The following is a 14,993-nucleotide window of genomic DNA, read 5'->3' on the forward strand; positions in this document are numbered from 1 at the left end:
GCCGTCCTTCCCGCCGTGGGCGGGAAGGACGGGTCGCGGCGGTGTTCCTCGCGCCGGCGGCCGTCGGGTTCGTCGTGTTCTACGCCTGGCCCGCCGCCCGCGGCGCGTACCTCAGCCTCACCGACTACGACCTGCTCTCCGCGCCCGAGTTCAGCGGGCTCGACAACTACCGTCGGCTGCTGTCCGACGACGTGTTCTGGAACTCGCTGCGCGTCACCCTCCAGTACGTCCTGATCAACATCGGCGTGCAGACCGTCGCCGCGCTGCTGCTCGCCCTGCTGGTGCACCGGCTCACCAGGTCGGTCGCCGTGCGGGGCGTGCTGCTGCTGCCGTACCTGGTCTCCAACGTCGTCGTCGGGCTGCTCTGGTACTGGATGGCCGACTACCACCTCGGCGTCGTCAACGAGGTGTTGGGCTGGGTCGGCGTCGACCGCGTCGCGTTCTTCGGCGATCCGGCCTGGGCGATTCCGACCATCGCCCTGGTGAACGTCTGGCGGCACCTGGGCTACACCGCGCTGCTGATCCTCGCCGGGCTGCAGACGATCCCGCGGCAGGTCCACGAGGCCGCGGCCGTCGACGGCGCCGGCGAGTGGCGGGCGTTCCGGAGCGTCACGTTGCCGCTGCTGCGGCCGGTGCTGGCGCTGGTGCTGGTGGTCACCCTGATCGGGTCCTGGCAGATCTTCGACACCGTGGCCGTCACCACCCAGGGCGGGCCGGTCGACGCCACCCGCGTCGTCCAGTACTACATCTACGACCAGGCGTTCACCCGCTTCGACTTCGGCTACGCGGCCGCCATCTCGGTGGTGCTCTGCCTGATCCTCGCCGGCGTCGCGCTGGCCCAGCTGCGGTTGCTGCGCGCGAACGAGCACGACGGGGCCGGGGCATGAGGCCGGGGCGCGTCGTCGCGTGGGGGGTGCTCGCGGTCGTCGTGCTGGTGACCGTCGCCCCGTTCCTGTGGATGCTCCGCACCGCGCTGTCCAACAACCGGGTGCTGTTCACGGACCCCGGCTCGCCGCTGCCGGTGGACCTCACCTGGGGTCCTTTGGAGCGGGTGCTCGGCACCGCGACCACGGCGGAGGCGCAGGCCGAGGGCGGCTCGGGCGCCTCGCTCCGCTTCTGGCTCTACCTGCGCAACTCGCTGCTGGTGTCCACGACCATCACCCTCGGCCAGGTCCTGTTCAGCGCGATGGCCGCCTACGCGTTCGCGCGGCTGCGCTGGCGGGGCCGGGACCGGGTGTTCCTGGTCTTCCTCGGCGCGCTGCTGGTGCCGCCGGTGTTCACCCTGCTGCCCAACTTCGTGCTGGTGAAGGAGCTCGGGCTGCTCAACACGCACGCCGGCATCGTCGCGCCCTACCTGCTGATGACGCCGTTCGCCGTGTTCTTCCTGCGGCAGTTCTTCCTCGGCGTGAGCCGCGAGATCGAGGAGGCGGCGCTGATCGACGGCGCGGGGCACGCCCGGATCTTCTTCCGGATCATCCTGCCGATGACCTCCGCCCCGATCGCGACCCTCGCCGTCCTCACCTTCGTCAACGCCTGGAACGAGTACTTCTGGCCGCAGCTGGTCGGCCAGGAGGAGGGGGTGCGGGTGCTGACCGTGGCGCTCGGCGCGTTCGTCGCGTCCACGCCGCAGACCGGCCCCGACTGGGCCGGGTTGATGGCCGCGGCCCTGCTCGCCGTGGTGCCGACGCTGCTGCTCCTGCTGGCCTTCGGCCGGCGGATCGTCGACGCCATCCAGTTCACCGGGCTCAAGTGACGCGACGGAGGAGGCACATCATGAGGAAGCCGACACGCGCCGCGCTCGCCGGGGCCGTGCTTGCGGCGGTCGCGCTCGCCGCCTGCGGCGTCCCCGGCGGCGGGGGCGACGGGCGGCGCACCGTCACCTACTGGTTGTGGGACGCCAACCAGCAGCCCGCGTACCAGGAGTGCGCCGACGACTTCGAGGCCGCCAACCCCGGGTACGAGATCCGGATCGAGCAGCGTGGCTGGGACGACTACTGGACGGCGCTCGCCCTCGGCTTCGTCGCCGAGGCGGCGCCCGACGTGTTCACCGACCACCTCTCCCGGTACCCGGAGTGGGTGAGCCGGGGGCTGCTGCTGCCGCTCGACCCGTACGTGGCGCGGGACGGTCTCGATCTCGGCCGGTACGAGGAGGGGCTTGCCGAGCTGTGGGTCGGCCAGGACGGCCGGCGCTACGGGCTGCCCAAGGACTGGGACACGGTCGCGCTCTTCTACGACCGGGAGATGCTGGCCGAGGCCGGCGTCGACGAGGCGGAGCTGGCCGGGCTCAGCTGGAACCCGGACGACGGCGGCACCTTCGAGGACCTGATCGCCCGGCTGACCGTGGACCGGAACGGGGTGCGTGGCGACGAGCCGGGATTCGACCCGGACGACGTCGCCGTGTACGGCCTGTGGCTGGAGATGAACGGCGGCTGGGCGTACGGCCAGACACAGTGGTCGATGTACGCGGCGGCCAACGGCTGGCTGGCGACCGACGTCAACCCGTGGGGCGAGCGCTTCAACTTCGACGACCCGGCGCTGCTGGAGACCGTCGACTGGTGGCGCGGCCTGATCGACAAGGGCTACATGCCGTCGCTCGCCGAGCAGGAGGGCGTCCAGTCGAGCGACCAACTCGCCGCCGGGAACACCGCCATGGCCACCAACGGCAGCTGGATGATCGGCACCTTCCACGGTTACGAGGGCCTCGACGTCGGTATGGCGCCCACCCCGAAGGGGCCGACGGGCGAGCGGGCCAGCATGTTCAACGGCCTCGCCGACTCGATCCACGCCGGCACCGAGGATCCGGAGGCCGCCTGGCGGTGGGTGGCCCACCTGGCGTCGCCGGAGTGCCAGCGGGTGGTGGCCGAGCACCGCGTCGTGTTCCCGGCCATCACCGAGGCGTGGGAGGCGGCCAGGGACGCGTTCGCCGCCGACGGCATCGACGTCGGGCCGTTCACCCGGCAGGTGACGGAGGGGACCACGTTCCTCTTCCCGATCACCGACCACGCGGCCGACGTCGCCGCCATCATGGAGCCGGCCTTCGAGGCGGTGCTCTCCGGCGCCCCGCTCGACACCCTGGTCCGGGCCAACGCGGAGGTCAACGCGCTGTTCGGGCCGTGAGTTCAGGTGAGTTCAGGAGTTGAGCACGGTCAGCTCCGGGTGGGCCGTGCCGCCCTCGATCGCGGTGGACGACAGGTGGGAGACCACGCGGTCGTCCACCGGGTCGTTGGCCGGGTCGTCGTGGACCACCAGGTGCTCGTAGGTGGTGGCGCGCTGCGCCGGCACCCGGCCGGCGGCCCGGATCAGGTGCAGCAGCTCCAGGCGGTTGGAGCGGTGCCTGGCGCCGGCCGAGGAGACCACGTTCTCCTCCAGCATCACCGAGCCCAGGTCGTCGGCGCCGTAGTGCAGGGAGAGCTGCCCCGCCTCCTTGCCGGTGGTCAGCCACGAGCCCTGGACGTGCGCCACGTTGTCGAGGAAGAGCCGGGCGATGGCGATCATCCGCAGGTACTCGAAGATCGTCGCCTGGGTGCGGCCCTTCAGGTGGTTGTTCTGCGGCTGGTAGAGGTAGGGGATGAACGCGCGGAAGCCGCCGGTGCGGTCCTGCGAGTCCCGGATCATCCGCAGGTGCTCGATCCGCTCCGCGTTGGTCTCGCCGGTGCCCATCAGCATCGTCGACGTCGACTCGACGCCGAGCCGGTGCGCGGTCTCCATGATCTCCAGCCAGCGCTCGCCCGACTCCTTCAGCGGGGCGATGGCCTGCCGCGGCCTGGCCGGCAGCAGCTCGGCGCCGGCGCCGGCGAACGAGTCGAGCCCGGCCGCGTGGATCCTGCTGATCGCCTCCTCGGCCGACACCCCGGAGATCCGCGCCATGTGGTCCACCTCGGAGGCGCCGAGCGAGTGGATCACCAGCTGCGGGAACGCCTCCTTGATGGCGCGGAAGTGGCGCTCGTAGTACTCCACGCCGTAGTCCGGGTGGTGGCCGCCCTGGAACATGATCTGGGTGCCGCCGAGCTCGACCGTCTCCGCGCAGCGCCGCAGGATGTCGTCGAGGTCGCGGGTCCACACCTTCTCGCTCTTGGGCGGGGCGTAGAAGGCGCAGAACTTGCAGGCCGTCACGCAGGCGTTGGTGTAGTTGATGTTGCGCTCGATGATGTAGGTCGCGATGTGCTCGATCCCCGCGTACCTGCGGCGGCGGGCCGCGTCGGCCGCCGCGCCCAGCGCGTGCAGCGGCGCGGAGCGGTAGAGCTCCAGCGCCTCTTCCGGGGTCAGCCGGCCGCCGTCCGCGGCACGGTCGAGCGTGGTCTGCAGCCCAGCGCGCTGGCCCATCGGGCATATCCCTTCGACGGCGGCGAAACGACCGCTCAAGCGTACGTCAGTGGTCGGACGGTGGCCGGTGGCGGCCTCAGGGCCGGCCGGCGGGGCCGTCGAGGAGGGCGATCCGGTCGGCCCGGTCGGCCTGCCCGATGCGGCGGGCGAACTCGGCGACGCCGGCCAGTTGCCGCTCGCCGAGGCTGAAGTCCAGGGTGGTGAAGTAGCGTTCGAGCGTCTCGGCGTCGAAGTCCTCCCAGCGGGCGGCCTGTTCCGCGACCTTGGCGACCTCGGTCAGCGACAGGTCGCGCGACTCGAGGAAGGCGCGGTGCAGCTCCCGCACGGTCTCCGGCTCGCGCGCCAGGTAGTCGCGCCGGACGCCCCAGATGGCGAAGACGAACGGCAGCCCCGTCCACTCGTGCCACATCCGGCCCAGGTCGTGCACCTCGAGGCCGAGCCGGGGCGCGTCGTGCAGCGAGGCGCGCAGCGCGGCGTCGCCGATCAGCACGGCGGCGTCGGCCTCCTGCATCATCAGGCCGAGGTCGGGCGGGCAGGTGTAGTAGTCCGGTTGGACGCCGTGGCGCTCGGCCAGCAGCAGCCGGGCCAGGCGCACGGAGGTGCGGGAGGTGGAGCCGAGCGCGACGCGCGCCCCGTCGAGCTGGTCGAGCGGCCGCTGGGAGACGATCACGCAGGACATCACCGGGCCGTCGCAGCCGACCGCGATGTCGGGCAGCGCGACCAGCTCGTCGGCGTGTCTCAGGTACTCGACCAGCGACACCGGGCCGATGTCGAGCTCGTCGGCGACCAGGTGCTCGCCGAGCTTCTCCGGGGTGTCCTTGGTGAGCTCGAAGTGGAGCACGCTGCCCGTTCTGGCGAGGCCCCAGTAGAGCGGGAGACAGTTGAGGAACTGGATGTGTCCGACACGGGGACGCCGCCGCTGGTGTGTACTCACGATTCGGAGGGTACGCCTGTGTACGTGCGAGCCGACGGTCAGGGAGAGGTCACCCTCAGGGGTGATTCGCGCCCTTCCGGCCGTGCACGCAGCGTGCTAGGCTCGACGCGAGTTGCAGTTTGGTTTCCCTTGCAGTACGAGCCTGCGGAGCATGTGACCGCGGGCTTTCGTCGTTTTCAGGCTTCGAAGCAGGTTCTGGAGCAGGGCGACCCTTTTTTAGGCCCAGGGAGGGCTTATATGGCTACCGGAACCGTCAAGTGGTTCAACGCCGAGAAGGGCTTTGGTTTCATCGCCCAGGATGGCGGCGGCCCCGATGTCTTCGTTCACTACTCCGCGATCAACGCGAACGGCTTCCGCTCTCTCGAGGAGAGCCAGGTCGTGAGCTTCGACGTCACCCAGGGCCCGAAGGGTCCCCAGGCTGAGAACGTCACGGTGACCGGCTGAGGTCGCACCCTCGGCCGCACCACAGGTGAGCCCCCGCCCAGCCCGGGCGGGGGCTCACCCGTTTCTCAGGCGTCTCGGTGGTAGCCGAAGCGGGCGTACTGCCGCAGGTCACGCCAGCGCACGGTGCGCAGGCCGCACGCCTCCCCGATGGGGTCGCCGTCCTCCAGCAGCACCATCAGCACGAAGCCGGCGTAGCCGACCAGCCACCGGCCGATCGACCGCCAGAACCCGGGCCGGCCGCCGTCCTTGGCCCCGACCACCCGCAGCCCCCACAGCAGCTTGCCGACGCTGCCGCGCAGCAGCCACATGCCGAGCACGTGGTTGACGAAGGACGTGGCCAGCGCGCAGCCGAAGAAGCTGATCGCGAGCAGGAACCCGTCGGCGTCGGGCGACACCAGCCGTGCGACGGCGAACCCCACGCCCAGCGCCAGCAGCGCGTCGGTGGCCACGGCTCCGCCAAGACACCCGCCGTCGGCCTCCCTCGGTGCCGTCGTCATGTGCTGTCCCCCGTTTCTCGTACGCCGACCGGGAATCTACGGGGCGGACGCCGGGGGTTCCGTGCCGGCCGGGTCACGGAACGGCGACAGCAGCCGGTCGGTGAGGGCGCGTAGCCGCGCGGCGGCCGCCGCGTCGAAGGCCCCGCCGTGGACGCCGATCCGCCGCCGCTCCACGAAGGCGCTCAGCGGCTCGGCCGGCGGGGTGTCCAGGAGCGCCAGGAGCCATCCGGCGACGAGGTCCGCGGGCTTGGCCTGTCGCTTCATCCGCTCCAGGAAGGCCAGGGTGTCCCGGTCGTACTCGCCGGAGAAGCCGGTCGCCGTGGTGCCCGGGTGGAACAGCGCGTAGCGGGTCCGATGGCCGCGGCCGGCGAAGTCGACGCCCAGCAGGTCGTTGAGCACGCCGCCCTGGAACATCGCCGCCTGGCCCTCGTAGCCGTGGGCCAGTTGGAGGTCGTCCCAGTGGACCAGGTCGAGGGGGGCGCCGGGGCCCGCCACGTTGAGGATGACGGGCGTCGGCGCGCGCTCCAGGGCGGGGAGCAGGCCGTGGGAGAGGAGGAAGCGGCTCAGGTAGAAGAGCGCGAAGTTGTGCTCGAAGCCGTCCCTGGTGGTCAGCCGGGTGGTGCGGTAGTGGCGGGCGCAGAGCACGAGCGCGTCCACGGTGTCGAAGCGCTCCTCGATCTCCTCGACGACCCGCTGGTTCTCGGCGACCAGGCTCAGGTCGGCCGGGAGGAAGTGGGTGAACTCGGCGCCCCTGGCCGGGTCCCGGCCGAGGACGACGACCCGGTCGCCGCGCGCTTCGAGGGCGCGGGCCACCTCCCTGCCGATGCCGTCGGTGCCGCCCTGGACGACCACCGTTCTGCTGGTTGATCGGTTCATGTGATTGAACTTATCAGTTCAGTTGGGCAGGCCCGGGAGTAGGATGCGGGGGTGAGCGGAGTGAGAGCGGCCCCGCGAGGGCGCATCGACAAGCGGCAGGCCATCCTCGACGCGGCGTTCCGGGTGTTCGCGCGCCAGGGGTACGCCAACGCCTGCGTGCAGGAGATCGCCGCGGAGGCGGGCGTCGCCAAGCCGACCGTCTACAACCACCTGGACAGCAAGGAGCGCCTCTTCCGGGAGGCCATGGCGGCCGCGGCCGCGAGCGCCACCGCCAGGAACCTGGCCGCCGTCGACCGGCTGCGCGCACCGGGCGACGACCTGCCCCCGGCGCTCCAGGAGGTCGCCCGCCGGCTGCTCGACTGCTACGTCGACGAGCGCTCCCGCGCGCTGTGGCGACTGCTAAACGCGGAGCTCGCCGCCTTCCCCGACCTGCTGGACGTCGTCTGGGGCGAGGGCACCAGCCGCATCACGGAGGCGCTGGCCGACCGTCTCGCCAGGCTCGCCCTCGCCGGCCGGCTCACGATCGCCGACCCGGCGCGCGCCGCCGAGCAGTTCTCCGGCCTCCTCATGGGCCCCGTCGACAGCCGCTCCCGCCTCGGCACCCGCCAGGTCCCCGAGGCGGAGCTCGACGAGCTGGCGGCGGCCGCCGTCGAGACCTTCCTCGCCGCCTTCGGCCCGGCGACGGCCTGAGCGGGCCCGCCTCGGCCCCCTTCGAGCTGCCGAACGGCCCCGTTCGCGGTGGAATGGGGGCATGGCTGACTTCATCGACCTGTGGACCGGCAAGCTGGTCGGCATCGCCGGCGGCGCGATCGACGAGAAGCAGGCGCGGGCGCTGGTGGCGGAGATCTACGAGGCCGCCGTGGTGCGCGGGGTGCGTCTCTACGAGGAGGAGATCGCGCTGCGCGAGGCCGAGCGCGACGAGTGAGTGGGCCTAGACCAGCTCGCCCACGAGCGGCAGGCCGCCGAGCAGTTCGCGGGACGTGGCGCCGTCCGTGATCGGGCCGGTCAGGTCGGCCGTGGAGATGGGTCGGAAGTCGGCGATCTGGGTGCCGACCGAGTTGGCCAGCGGGTCGGAGCCGGTGCCGGCCAGTGGGTCGAGCGGGAGGTCGAGGTTCGGGTTCACGGCGGCGAGCAGCGCCCCGGCGGCCGTGTCCGCGGCGCGGGTGACCGGGGCCAGCGGGTTCTCCTGGAGCGGCTCGGCGGACGCGGCGCTCCCGGCGGCGAGGACCGCGCCGGTCGCCGAGACGGTCAGGCCGGCGGCGAGACACAGCACACGGGTGAGGCGGGGGGTGCGGGCGAGCTCAGTCATGGGACGCACGGTAGTTGACCGATCGCGGACGGCTCATCCCGCGGCCCGGGCCTATCACCCGAACGGCGCAGCGGGGCATCCGGGAGAATGGGCGCGTGACACGAGCCTCGCTGGAGAAGCAGCCCAAGGATGTCGCCGCGATGTTCGACGCGGTCGCGGAGCGCTATGACCTCACCAACGACGTGCTGGCCCTCGGCCAGAACCGGCGCTGGCGCAAGGCCGTCGCCCGGGCGGTGGCGGCGCGCCCCGGGGAGCGGGTGCTCGACCTGGCGGCCGGCACCGGCACCTCGTCCGAGCCGTTCGCGGCGGCCGGCGCGTTCACGGTGCCGTGCGACTTCAGCCTCGGCATGCTGGCGAAGGGCAAGCGCCGGGTGCCCTGGCTGCCGTTCACCGCGGGCGACGCCACCCGGCTGCCGTTCCGCGACGGCTCCTTCGACGCCGCCACCATCTCCTTCGGCCTGCGGAACGTGCAGGACACGGACGGGGCGCTGCGCGAGATGCTGCGGGTGGTGCGGCCCGGCGGGCGGCTGGTGGTCTGCGAGTTCAGCCACCCGACGTGGGCGCCGTTCCGCACCGTCTACACCGAGTACCTGATGCGCGCGCTGCCCGCCGTGGCCACCCGCGTCTCCAGTAACCCGGACGCGTACGTCTACCTCGCCGAGTCCATCCGCGCCTGGCCCGACCAGCCGGCGTTCGCCGCTCGGCTCCAGGCGGCCGGCTGGGAGCGGGTGGCGTGGCGCGACCTGTCCGGCGGCGTCGTCGCCCTGCACCGGGCCACCCGCCCGAGCGCCTGACCGGCCTGCGTAGACTCCTTCAACTCGCCTTCGCCAACCCCCCGCCGCCGCCCGACCGATGGGAGAGCCGTGTCTGACACAGCCGAGACCGCCGAGGCCGCCGAGAGCCGAGAGACCGCCGACGTCATCGTCGTGGGGGCCGGGCCCGCCGGTTCGACGACCGCCTACCACCTGGCCCAGGCCGGCCTTGACGTGCTGCTGCTGGAGAAGACCGCCTTCCCGCGCGAGAAGGTGTGCGGCGACGGCCTCACCCCGCGCGCCGTCAAGCAGCTGGTCGCCATGGGCATCGACATCTCCGAGGAGGCCGGCTGGCTGCGCAACAAGGGCCTGCGGGTCATCGCCGGCGGCACCAGGCTCCAGCTCGACTGGCCCGAGCTCGCCTCGTTCCCCGACTTCGGTCTGGTGCGCCGGCGGGACGACTTCGACGAGCAGCTGGCGAGCGCGGCCGAGAAGGCCGGGGCCAGGCTGCACCAGCGGTGCAACGTCTCGGGGCCGATCAGGGACGACAGGACGGGCCGCATCGTCGGCGTCGAGGCCAAGGTCGGCGAGGAGAAGCGGCGGGCCACCTTCCGGGCCCCCGTGGTGGTGGCCGCCGACGGCAACTCTACCCGCCTCTCCCTCGCGATGGGCCTGCACCGGGACGAGAAGCGGCCGATGGGCGTCGCGGTGCGCACCTACTTCACCAGCCCCCGGCACGACGACGACTACCTGGAGTCCTGGCTCGAACTGTGGGACCGCCGCGGCGAGCAGGACAAGCTGCTGCCCGGCTACGGCTGGGTCTTCGGGATGGGCGACGGCACCTCCAACGTGGGCCTCGGCATCCTCAACAGCTCGTCCGCGTACAAGGAGTTGGACTGGCGCGAGGTGCTGCGCGCCTGGTGCGCTTCGATGCCGGCCGAGTGGCAGTTCACCGAGGAGTTCATGACCGGCCCGATCCGCGGCGCGGCGCTGCCGATGGCGTTCAACCGCCAGCCGCACTACTCGCGCGGCCTGCTGCTGGTGGGCGACGCGGGCGGCCTGGTCAACCCGTTCAACGGCGAGGGCATCGCCTACGCCATGGAGTCCGGCAAGATCGCGGCCGACGTGATCAGCCAGGCCCTGGCCCGACAGACGCCCGCCCAGCGCGAGTTGGCGCTGCGCGGCTACCCGAAGGTGCTCAAGGACACCTACGGCGGCTACTACACGATGGGCCGCGCCTTCGTGAAGCTCATCGGCAACCCGCGGGTGATGAAGATCGCCACCGAGCGCGGCCTCAACCACCCGCTGCTGATGCGCTTCGTCATCAAGCTGCTCGCCAACCTGACCGACCCGGTCGGCGGCGACGCCATGGACCGGATCATCAACGGACTGGCCAGGGTGACACCGAACGCGTAGCCTCCGGCCGGCGCGGCTCAGCTCCAGGTCGCGCCGGCCGGCTCCTCGACGGTGGTGTTGAGCCGGTTGAAGAAGTTGGTCGTGGCGACCATCAGGATGACGGCGGCCAACTGCTCCTCGGTGTAGTGGTCCGCGGCCTCGTCCCAGATCTCGTCCGGCACCGCCTTGCCCGATCGGTCCGCGATCCGGGTGGCGGACTCGGCGAGGGCCAGCGCTGCGCGCTCGGCGTCGGTGAAGCACGTCGCCTCGCGCCAGGCCGCGACCTGGTGCAGCCGCTCGTCGGTCTCGCCGGCCTTCTTCGCGCTGTCGATCCCGCCGTACACGCAGGCGCTGCAGCCGTTGATCTGGCTGACCCGCAGGTGGACCAGCTCCATGGTGTGCTGCGGGACGCCGCCGGCGTACATGGCCCTGAAGAGGTGCTGGATGCCCTTGGTGGCGTCGGGCAGCACCATCGCGGGGTTCTTCATGCGAGCGCTCATCGTGCTCTCCTTCTCTCCCGGAGTACGGTGGTCGGCGTCTCTCGCGCCGGCCGGTCGGTGATCCTTCACCCCACTGACGGATCGCGTCGCGAGGATGTGACAGGTGAGCGAGCAGGAATCTCTGGCCTCTCTGGCCGAGCGCTTCGAGGAGCAGCGGCCGCGGTTGCGCGCGGTGGCCTACCGCATGGTGGGCTCGCTCGGCGAGGCCGAGGACGCCGTGCAGGAGGCGTGGCTGCGGCTGAGCCGGGCGGACGTCTCCGAGGTGCGGAACCTGGGCGGGTGGCTGACCACCGTGGTCGGCCGGATCTGCCTCGACATGCTGCGCTCGCGTACCGCGCGCCGCGAGGAGCCGATGCCGGACCCGGTCCTCAGCGGGCCCGGCGGGGTGGATCCCGAGCAGCGGGCGCTGGTGGCCGACGAGGTCGGCATCGCGCTGATGGTGGTGCTCGGCACGCTGGCGCCGGCCGAGCGTCTCGCGTTCGTGCTGCACGACCTGTTCGCGGTGCCGTTCGACGAGATCGCCGAGCTGTTGGGCCGGAGCCCGGCGGCCACCCGGCAGCTCGCCAGCCGCGCCCGCCGCCGGGTGGAGGGGGCGGCGCCGGCGCCGGACACGGACGCCGCGCGCCGGGAGGAGGCGGTGGACGCCTTCCTGGCCGCCGCGCGGAACGGCGACTTCGAGGCGCTGCTGACGGTGCTCGACCCCGAGGTGGTGATCCGGGCGGACGGCGGGGCGCTGCGGCCGAGCGTGCTGCGGCGGGGGGCGACGAACGTGGCCTCGGGGGCGGCGACCTTCGCGCCGCTCATGGACGCCGGGCTGCGGGTGCTGGTCAACGGTCAGCCGGGGGTGCTGGGGCTCTCGGACGGCGAGGTCGTCTCGGTGATGGCCTTCACGGTCAGGGGCGGCCGGATCGCGGCCATCCACATCCTCAACGACCCGGAGCGGCTCCGGACCATCGATGTCCACGCCCTGCACTGAGCCCCACCCGAATCTCACAGCGCTGTTATATTAGCGCTGTGACAATTTCCGAAGGCGAGAGCGACCCGACCCGGGTGCCCGATCCATGGCGGCCGCTGCACGAGCTGCTGGCCGCCATGGACGCCGAGATCGAGCAGGTCTACCGCGCCCGCGGCATCGAGGGCGTTCGGCCGCGGTTCGCCTATCCGCTGATCAGGCTCGCCCACACCGGACCGCTGACCATCCGGGAGCTCGCCAAGTCCCTCGACCGCTCGCACTCGGCCATCAGCCAGACGGTCGCCGCGCTGCGCAAGGAGGGCCTCGTCACCACGGAGCCCGGCCCCGACGCCCGCACCAGGCGGGTCGAACTGACCGAGCGCGGGCGATCGTTGGTGCCCTTCCTGGAGGCCGAGTGGCGCGCCACCCACGCGACGGTGGCCGAGCTCGACGCCGAGGTCCCGCACGCGCTGACCGGCGTCGTCGAGGAGCTGCGCCGGGCCCTGGAACGGCGGTCGATGCGGCAGCGGATCCTCGATCACCTCGTCGAACCGGCCGAGCCACCGGCGTGAGCATGCGCTTCCTCGACACCCGCCCGCTGCGCACCAGCCGCCCGTTCCGCGACCTGTGGCTCGGCTCCGCGCTCTCCGGGATCGGCGGGCAGATAGCCAACGTCGCGGTGCTCGCCCAGGTCTGGGAGCTGACCGGCAGCCCGGTCGGCACCGGCGCCATCGGCCTCGTCACGGGCGTGGCCATGCTGCTGTTCGGGCTGGTCGGCGGGTCCCTGGCCGACACCTACGACCGCCGGGCCCTGGTCCGCGCCACCACCGCCGCCCAACTCCTCGCCTCCGCCGGCATGTTCTGGCAGGCGCTGGCGGGCAACGAGAGCGTGGTGCTACTGCTCGCGCTGGTCGGGGCGGGGACGGCGTTCGGCGCGCTCGGCGCGCCGGCCCGTCGCACCTTCCCGGTCCGGCTGCTGCCGGCCGACCAGGTCGCGGCCGGCCTCGCGCTCACCAGCGTCGCCTTCCAGGCGTCGATGCTCGTCGGTCCCGCGCTCGCCGGACTGGTCATCGCCCGCTGGGACTTCGCCGCCGCCTACGCCGCCCAGACCGTGGCCGTCCTCGTCTCGCTGCTGGCCGTCCTCCGCCTCCCCCCGATGCCGGTCGCCCCGGCGGCGGGCACCGGGCGGCGCCGCCCGCAGCGCGGCGGCTGGTCGGTCGTCCTGCGACGCCCCACGCTGTGGGGCTCGATGGCCACCGACCTGTCCGCGACGCTGCTGGCCATGCCGATCGCGCTCTTCCCCCTGGTCAACGAGCTCCGCTTCGACGGCAACCCGCGCACCCTCGGCCTGTTCCTCTCGGCCGTGGCGGTCGGCGGCATCACGGCGGGGCTGCTCTCCGGCACGGTGACCCGACTGCCCCGCGGCGGCCTCGTCCAACTGACGGCGGCCGCGACCTGGGGCCTCGCCCTGGCCGGCTTCGGCCTGGCCGGACCCCTGTGGCTGGCCCTCGCCTGCCTGGCCGTCGCCGGCGCGGCCGACACCATATCCGTGGTCACCCGCAGCGCCCTCGTCCAACTGGAGACCCCCGACGCGTTCCGCGGCCGCGTCTCCTCGGTCGAACACGTCATCGGCGTCGCCGGCCCCGAACTGGGCAACTTCCGCGGCGGCGTGCTGGCCTCCGCCACCTCGGCCCCCTTCGCCCTGGTGACCGGCGGCCTCTCGGCGGTCCTGGCCATCGCCGCCGTGGCCGCGACCAACGGCCCGTTGCGGGCCTACCGTGTGCCGCGCGCGGAGCCGGCGGCGGAGGTGACGCCGGCGGCCTGACGGCTCGGGCGGCACAGGCCGCACCGACCCCTGGCGGCAGGGCGAGGCGCCGCGTAATCCCGTTGCGCCCTTTCAGCAGCGACCCGACCATCTCGGTGTGGCCGCGGCACAGCCCGAGCGGTCGTCGACCTGGCGAAAGGACCCCATGTCAGCCGTTGTCGTAGTCGGTGCCGGGATCGTCGGCGCCTCGGTGGCCTACCACCTGGCGAGTCGACGCGTCCAGGTCACCCTGCTCGAACGGGGACCTGGGCCGGGCACCGGCGTCACCGCGGACTCCTTCGCCTGGGTCGGCGGGTCGGGAGGCGACTGGCCCGGCGGAGCGGAGGACCTGCGCGAGGACGTGCTGGCCGACTACCGGCGCCTGGAGGCCGAGCTGCCCGGCGTCACCCTCCGCCGGACGGGCTCGCTGAACTGGGGACTCCAACCGGACCAGGGGGCACGGCTGGGGCCCGGACAGTTCCGCGTCGGACGGAGCGACATCGCCGCCCTGGAACCCAACCTCCGGAACCCTCCCGACCAGGCCGTCCACATCCCCGGTGACGCCGGTGTCGACGCGACGGGGCTCACCGCCGCACTCGTGGCCGCGGCCGAGGCCCACGGAGCCACCGTGCGCTACGGAACCGCCGTCACCTCCCTGCACATGTCCGGTGAGCGCGTCGCGGGAGTGCTGTCCGCGACCGGGCTCCACCCCGCCGCGACCGTCGTGCTCACCGCCGGGACCAACGTCCCCGCGCTCTGCGGGCCGCTGCCGGTCGACCTGCCCGTCGCCGCCTCCCCGGCCGCCCTGGCGCGGATCACAGCGCCGCCCGGCCTGGTCAGGACCATCGTGGCCTGCCCCGAGTTCGAGGCCCGGGAAGTGCGCGACGGTGACCTTGTGCTGACCCTGCCGCACGTCGACGGCCCACCGGCGCTCCGTGAGCGGGCCGCGCAGGACGCACTCCGGCGCCTGCGGGCGGCCTTCCGTGGCGGCGACCAGTGCCGCCTGGTGGGCCACGGCACCGGCTGGCGCCCGGTGCCCGCCCACGGGCCTCTCATCGGGTACGCGAACCACGACCGGTCCGTCTACGTCGCGGTGATGCACTCCGGCGTCACCCTGGCACCCACCGTCGGACGGCTCGTCGCGGACGAACTCGTGACCGCAAGACCGGCTCGCGAGCTACTGCGTTGCCGGCCACGCGTCCACTGA

18 protein-coding genes are annotated in these 14,993 nt (G+C 72.7%); 12 read left to right on the top strand and 6 right to left on the bottom strand.

Annotated elements, in window-relative coordinates; genetic code table 11:
- The 3 genes from ACFWI8_RS20140 to ACFWI8_RS20150 form a co-directional block, all read left to right on the top strand.
- The coding region (locus ACFWI8_RS20140; protein ID WP_387093226.1) for a carbohydrate ABC transporter permease at positions 1-887 on the top strand (887 nt) is incomplete at its 5' end.
- The gene (locus ACFWI8_RS20145; protein ID WP_387093229.1) at positions 884-1,753 is read left to right on the top strand and encodes a carbohydrate ABC transporter permease; all 870 of its coding nucleotides are present in this window, start codon (positions 884-886) and stop codon (positions 1,751-1,753) included. The genes ACFWI8_RS20140 and ACFWI8_RS20145, both read left to right, overlap by 4 nt.
- 20 nt (positions 1,754-1,773) lie before the next feature.
- Positions 1,774-3,117, top strand: coding sequence for an ABC transporter substrate-binding protein (locus tag ACFWI8_RS20150; protein WP_387093232.1), 1,344 nt, complete (start codon positions 1,774-1,776; stop codon positions 3,115-3,117).
- A gap of 12 nt (positions 3,118-3,129) precedes the next feature.
- On the opposite strand, the gene mqnC is transcribed toward ACFWI8_RS20150, so the two are convergent.
- On the bottom strand, positions 3,130-4,323 hold the full coding sequence (gene mqnC, locus ACFWI8_RS20155; protein ID WP_387093235.1) for a cyclic dehypoxanthinyl futalosine synthase: 1,194 nt from the start codon (positions 4,321-4,323) through the stop codon (positions 3,130-3,132).
- A gap of 76 nt (positions 4,324-4,399) precedes the next feature.
- Positions 4,400-5,257: a menaquinone biosynthetic enzyme MqnA/MqnD family protein gene (locus tag ACFWI8_RS20160; RefSeq protein WP_387093238.1), complete on the bottom strand. Its 858-nt coding sequence runs from the start codon at positions 5,255-5,257 to the stop codon at positions 4,400-4,402.
- Positions 5,258-5,494: 237 nt separating this feature from the next.
- Here ACFWI8_RS20160 and ACFWI8_RS20165 point away from each other — a divergent pair, with 237 nt between their 5' ends.
- Positions 5,495-5,701, top strand: coding sequence for a cold-shock protein (locus ACFWI8_RS20165; protein WP_132932419.1), 207 nt, complete (start codon positions 5,495-5,497; stop codon positions 5,699-5,701).
- A gap of 65 nt (positions 5,702-5,766) precedes the next feature.
- Here ACFWI8_RS20165 and ACFWI8_RS20170 read toward each other — a convergent pair whose 3' ends face one another.
- Entirely contained in the window at positions 5,767-6,198 is a 432-nt protein-coding gene (locus ACFWI8_RS20170) for an RDD family protein (RefSeq protein WP_387093241.1), read from the bottom strand.
- Between the two features lie 36 nt (positions 6,199-6,234).
- A complete protein-coding gene (locus ACFWI8_RS20175; RefSeq protein ID WP_387093243.1) occupies positions 6,235-7,074 on the bottom strand; it encodes an SDR family NAD(P)-dependent oxidoreductase in 840 nt (279 codons plus the stop codon).
- A 51-nt stretch (positions 7,075-7,125) separates the two neighbouring features.
- Between ACFWI8_RS20175 and ACFWI8_RS20180 the strand changes: the two genes are divergently transcribed.
- Together ACFWI8_RS20180 and ACFWI8_RS20185 are read left to right on the top strand one after the other, a co-directional pair.
- Entirely contained in the window at positions 7,126-7,764 is a 639-nt protein-coding gene (locus tag ACFWI8_RS20180; RefSeq protein ID WP_387093246.1) for a TetR/AcrR family transcriptional regulator, read from the top strand.
- A gap of 61 nt (positions 7,765-7,825) precedes the next feature.
- Complete coding sequence (locus ACFWI8_RS20185; RefSeq protein ID WP_311601136.1) at positions 7,826-7,999, top strand: hypothetical protein; 174 nt, start codon at positions 7,826-7,828, stop codon at positions 7,997-7,999.
- Positions 8,000-8,005: 6 nt separating this feature from the next.
- Here ACFWI8_RS20185 and ACFWI8_RS20190 read toward each other — a convergent pair whose 3' ends face one another.
- The gene (locus ACFWI8_RS20190) at positions 8,006-8,383 is read right to left on the bottom strand and encodes a hypothetical protein (protein ID WP_387093249.1); all 378 of its coding nucleotides are present in this window, start codon (positions 8,381-8,383) and stop codon (positions 8,006-8,008) included.
- Positions 8,384-8,478: 95 nt separating this feature from the next.
- Between ACFWI8_RS20190 and ACFWI8_RS20195 the strand changes: the two genes are divergently transcribed.
- Entirely contained in the window at positions 8,479-9,177 is a 699-nt protein-coding gene (locus tag ACFWI8_RS20195; protein ID WP_387093252.1) for a demethylmenaquinone methyltransferase, read from the top strand.
- A 69-nt stretch (positions 9,178-9,246) separates the two neighbouring features.
- Positions 9,247-10,551: a geranylgeranyl reductase family protein gene (locus ACFWI8_RS20200; RefSeq protein WP_387093255.1), complete on the top strand. Its 1,305-nt coding sequence runs from the start codon at positions 9,247-9,249 to the stop codon at positions 10,549-10,551.
- A gap of 17 nt (positions 10,552-10,568) precedes the next feature.
- Here the strand turns inward: ACFWI8_RS20200 and ACFWI8_RS20205 are convergent, their stop codons facing one another.
- On the bottom strand, positions 10,569-11,030 hold the full coding sequence (locus ACFWI8_RS20205) for a carboxymuconolactone decarboxylase family protein (protein WP_387093258.1): 462 nt from the start codon (positions 11,028-11,030) through the stop codon (positions 10,569-10,571).
- Positions 11,031-11,133: 103 nt separating this feature from the next.
- On the opposite strand from ACFWI8_RS20205, the gene ACFWI8_RS20210 reads away from it, so the two are divergent.
- The 4 genes from ACFWI8_RS20210 (at position 11,134) to ACFWI8_RS20225 (ending at position 14,993) form a co-directional block, all read left to right on the top strand.
- Positions 11,134-12,006: a sigma-70 family RNA polymerase sigma factor gene (locus ACFWI8_RS20210; RefSeq protein WP_387093261.1), complete on the top strand. Its 873-nt coding sequence runs from the start codon at positions 11,134-11,136 to the stop codon at positions 12,004-12,006.
- A gap of 38 nt (positions 12,007-12,044) precedes the next feature.
- Positions 12,045-12,554: a MarR family winged helix-turn-helix transcriptional regulator gene (locus ACFWI8_RS20215; protein WP_387093263.1), complete on the top strand. Its 510-nt coding sequence runs from the start codon at positions 12,045-12,047 to the stop codon at positions 12,552-12,554.
- 2 nt (positions 12,555-12,556) lie between these two features.
- Complete coding sequence (locus tag ACFWI8_RS20220; protein ID WP_387093418.1) at positions 12,557-13,807, top strand: MFS transporter; 1,251 nt, start codon at positions 12,557-12,559, stop codon at positions 13,805-13,807.
- A 145-nt stretch (positions 13,808-13,952) separates the two neighbouring features.
- Entirely contained in the window at positions 13,953-14,993 is a 1,041-nt protein-coding gene (locus tag ACFWI8_RS20225; protein ID WP_387093266.1) for an NAD(P)/FAD-dependent oxidoreductase, read from the top strand.

This window comes from Streptomyces sp. NPDC127098 (genome assembly GCF_042722465.1).
In the GTDB taxonomy this organism is placed as follows: domain Bacteria; phylum Actinomycetota; class Actinomycetes; order Streptomycetales; family Streptomycetaceae; genus Streptomyces; species Streptomyces millisiae.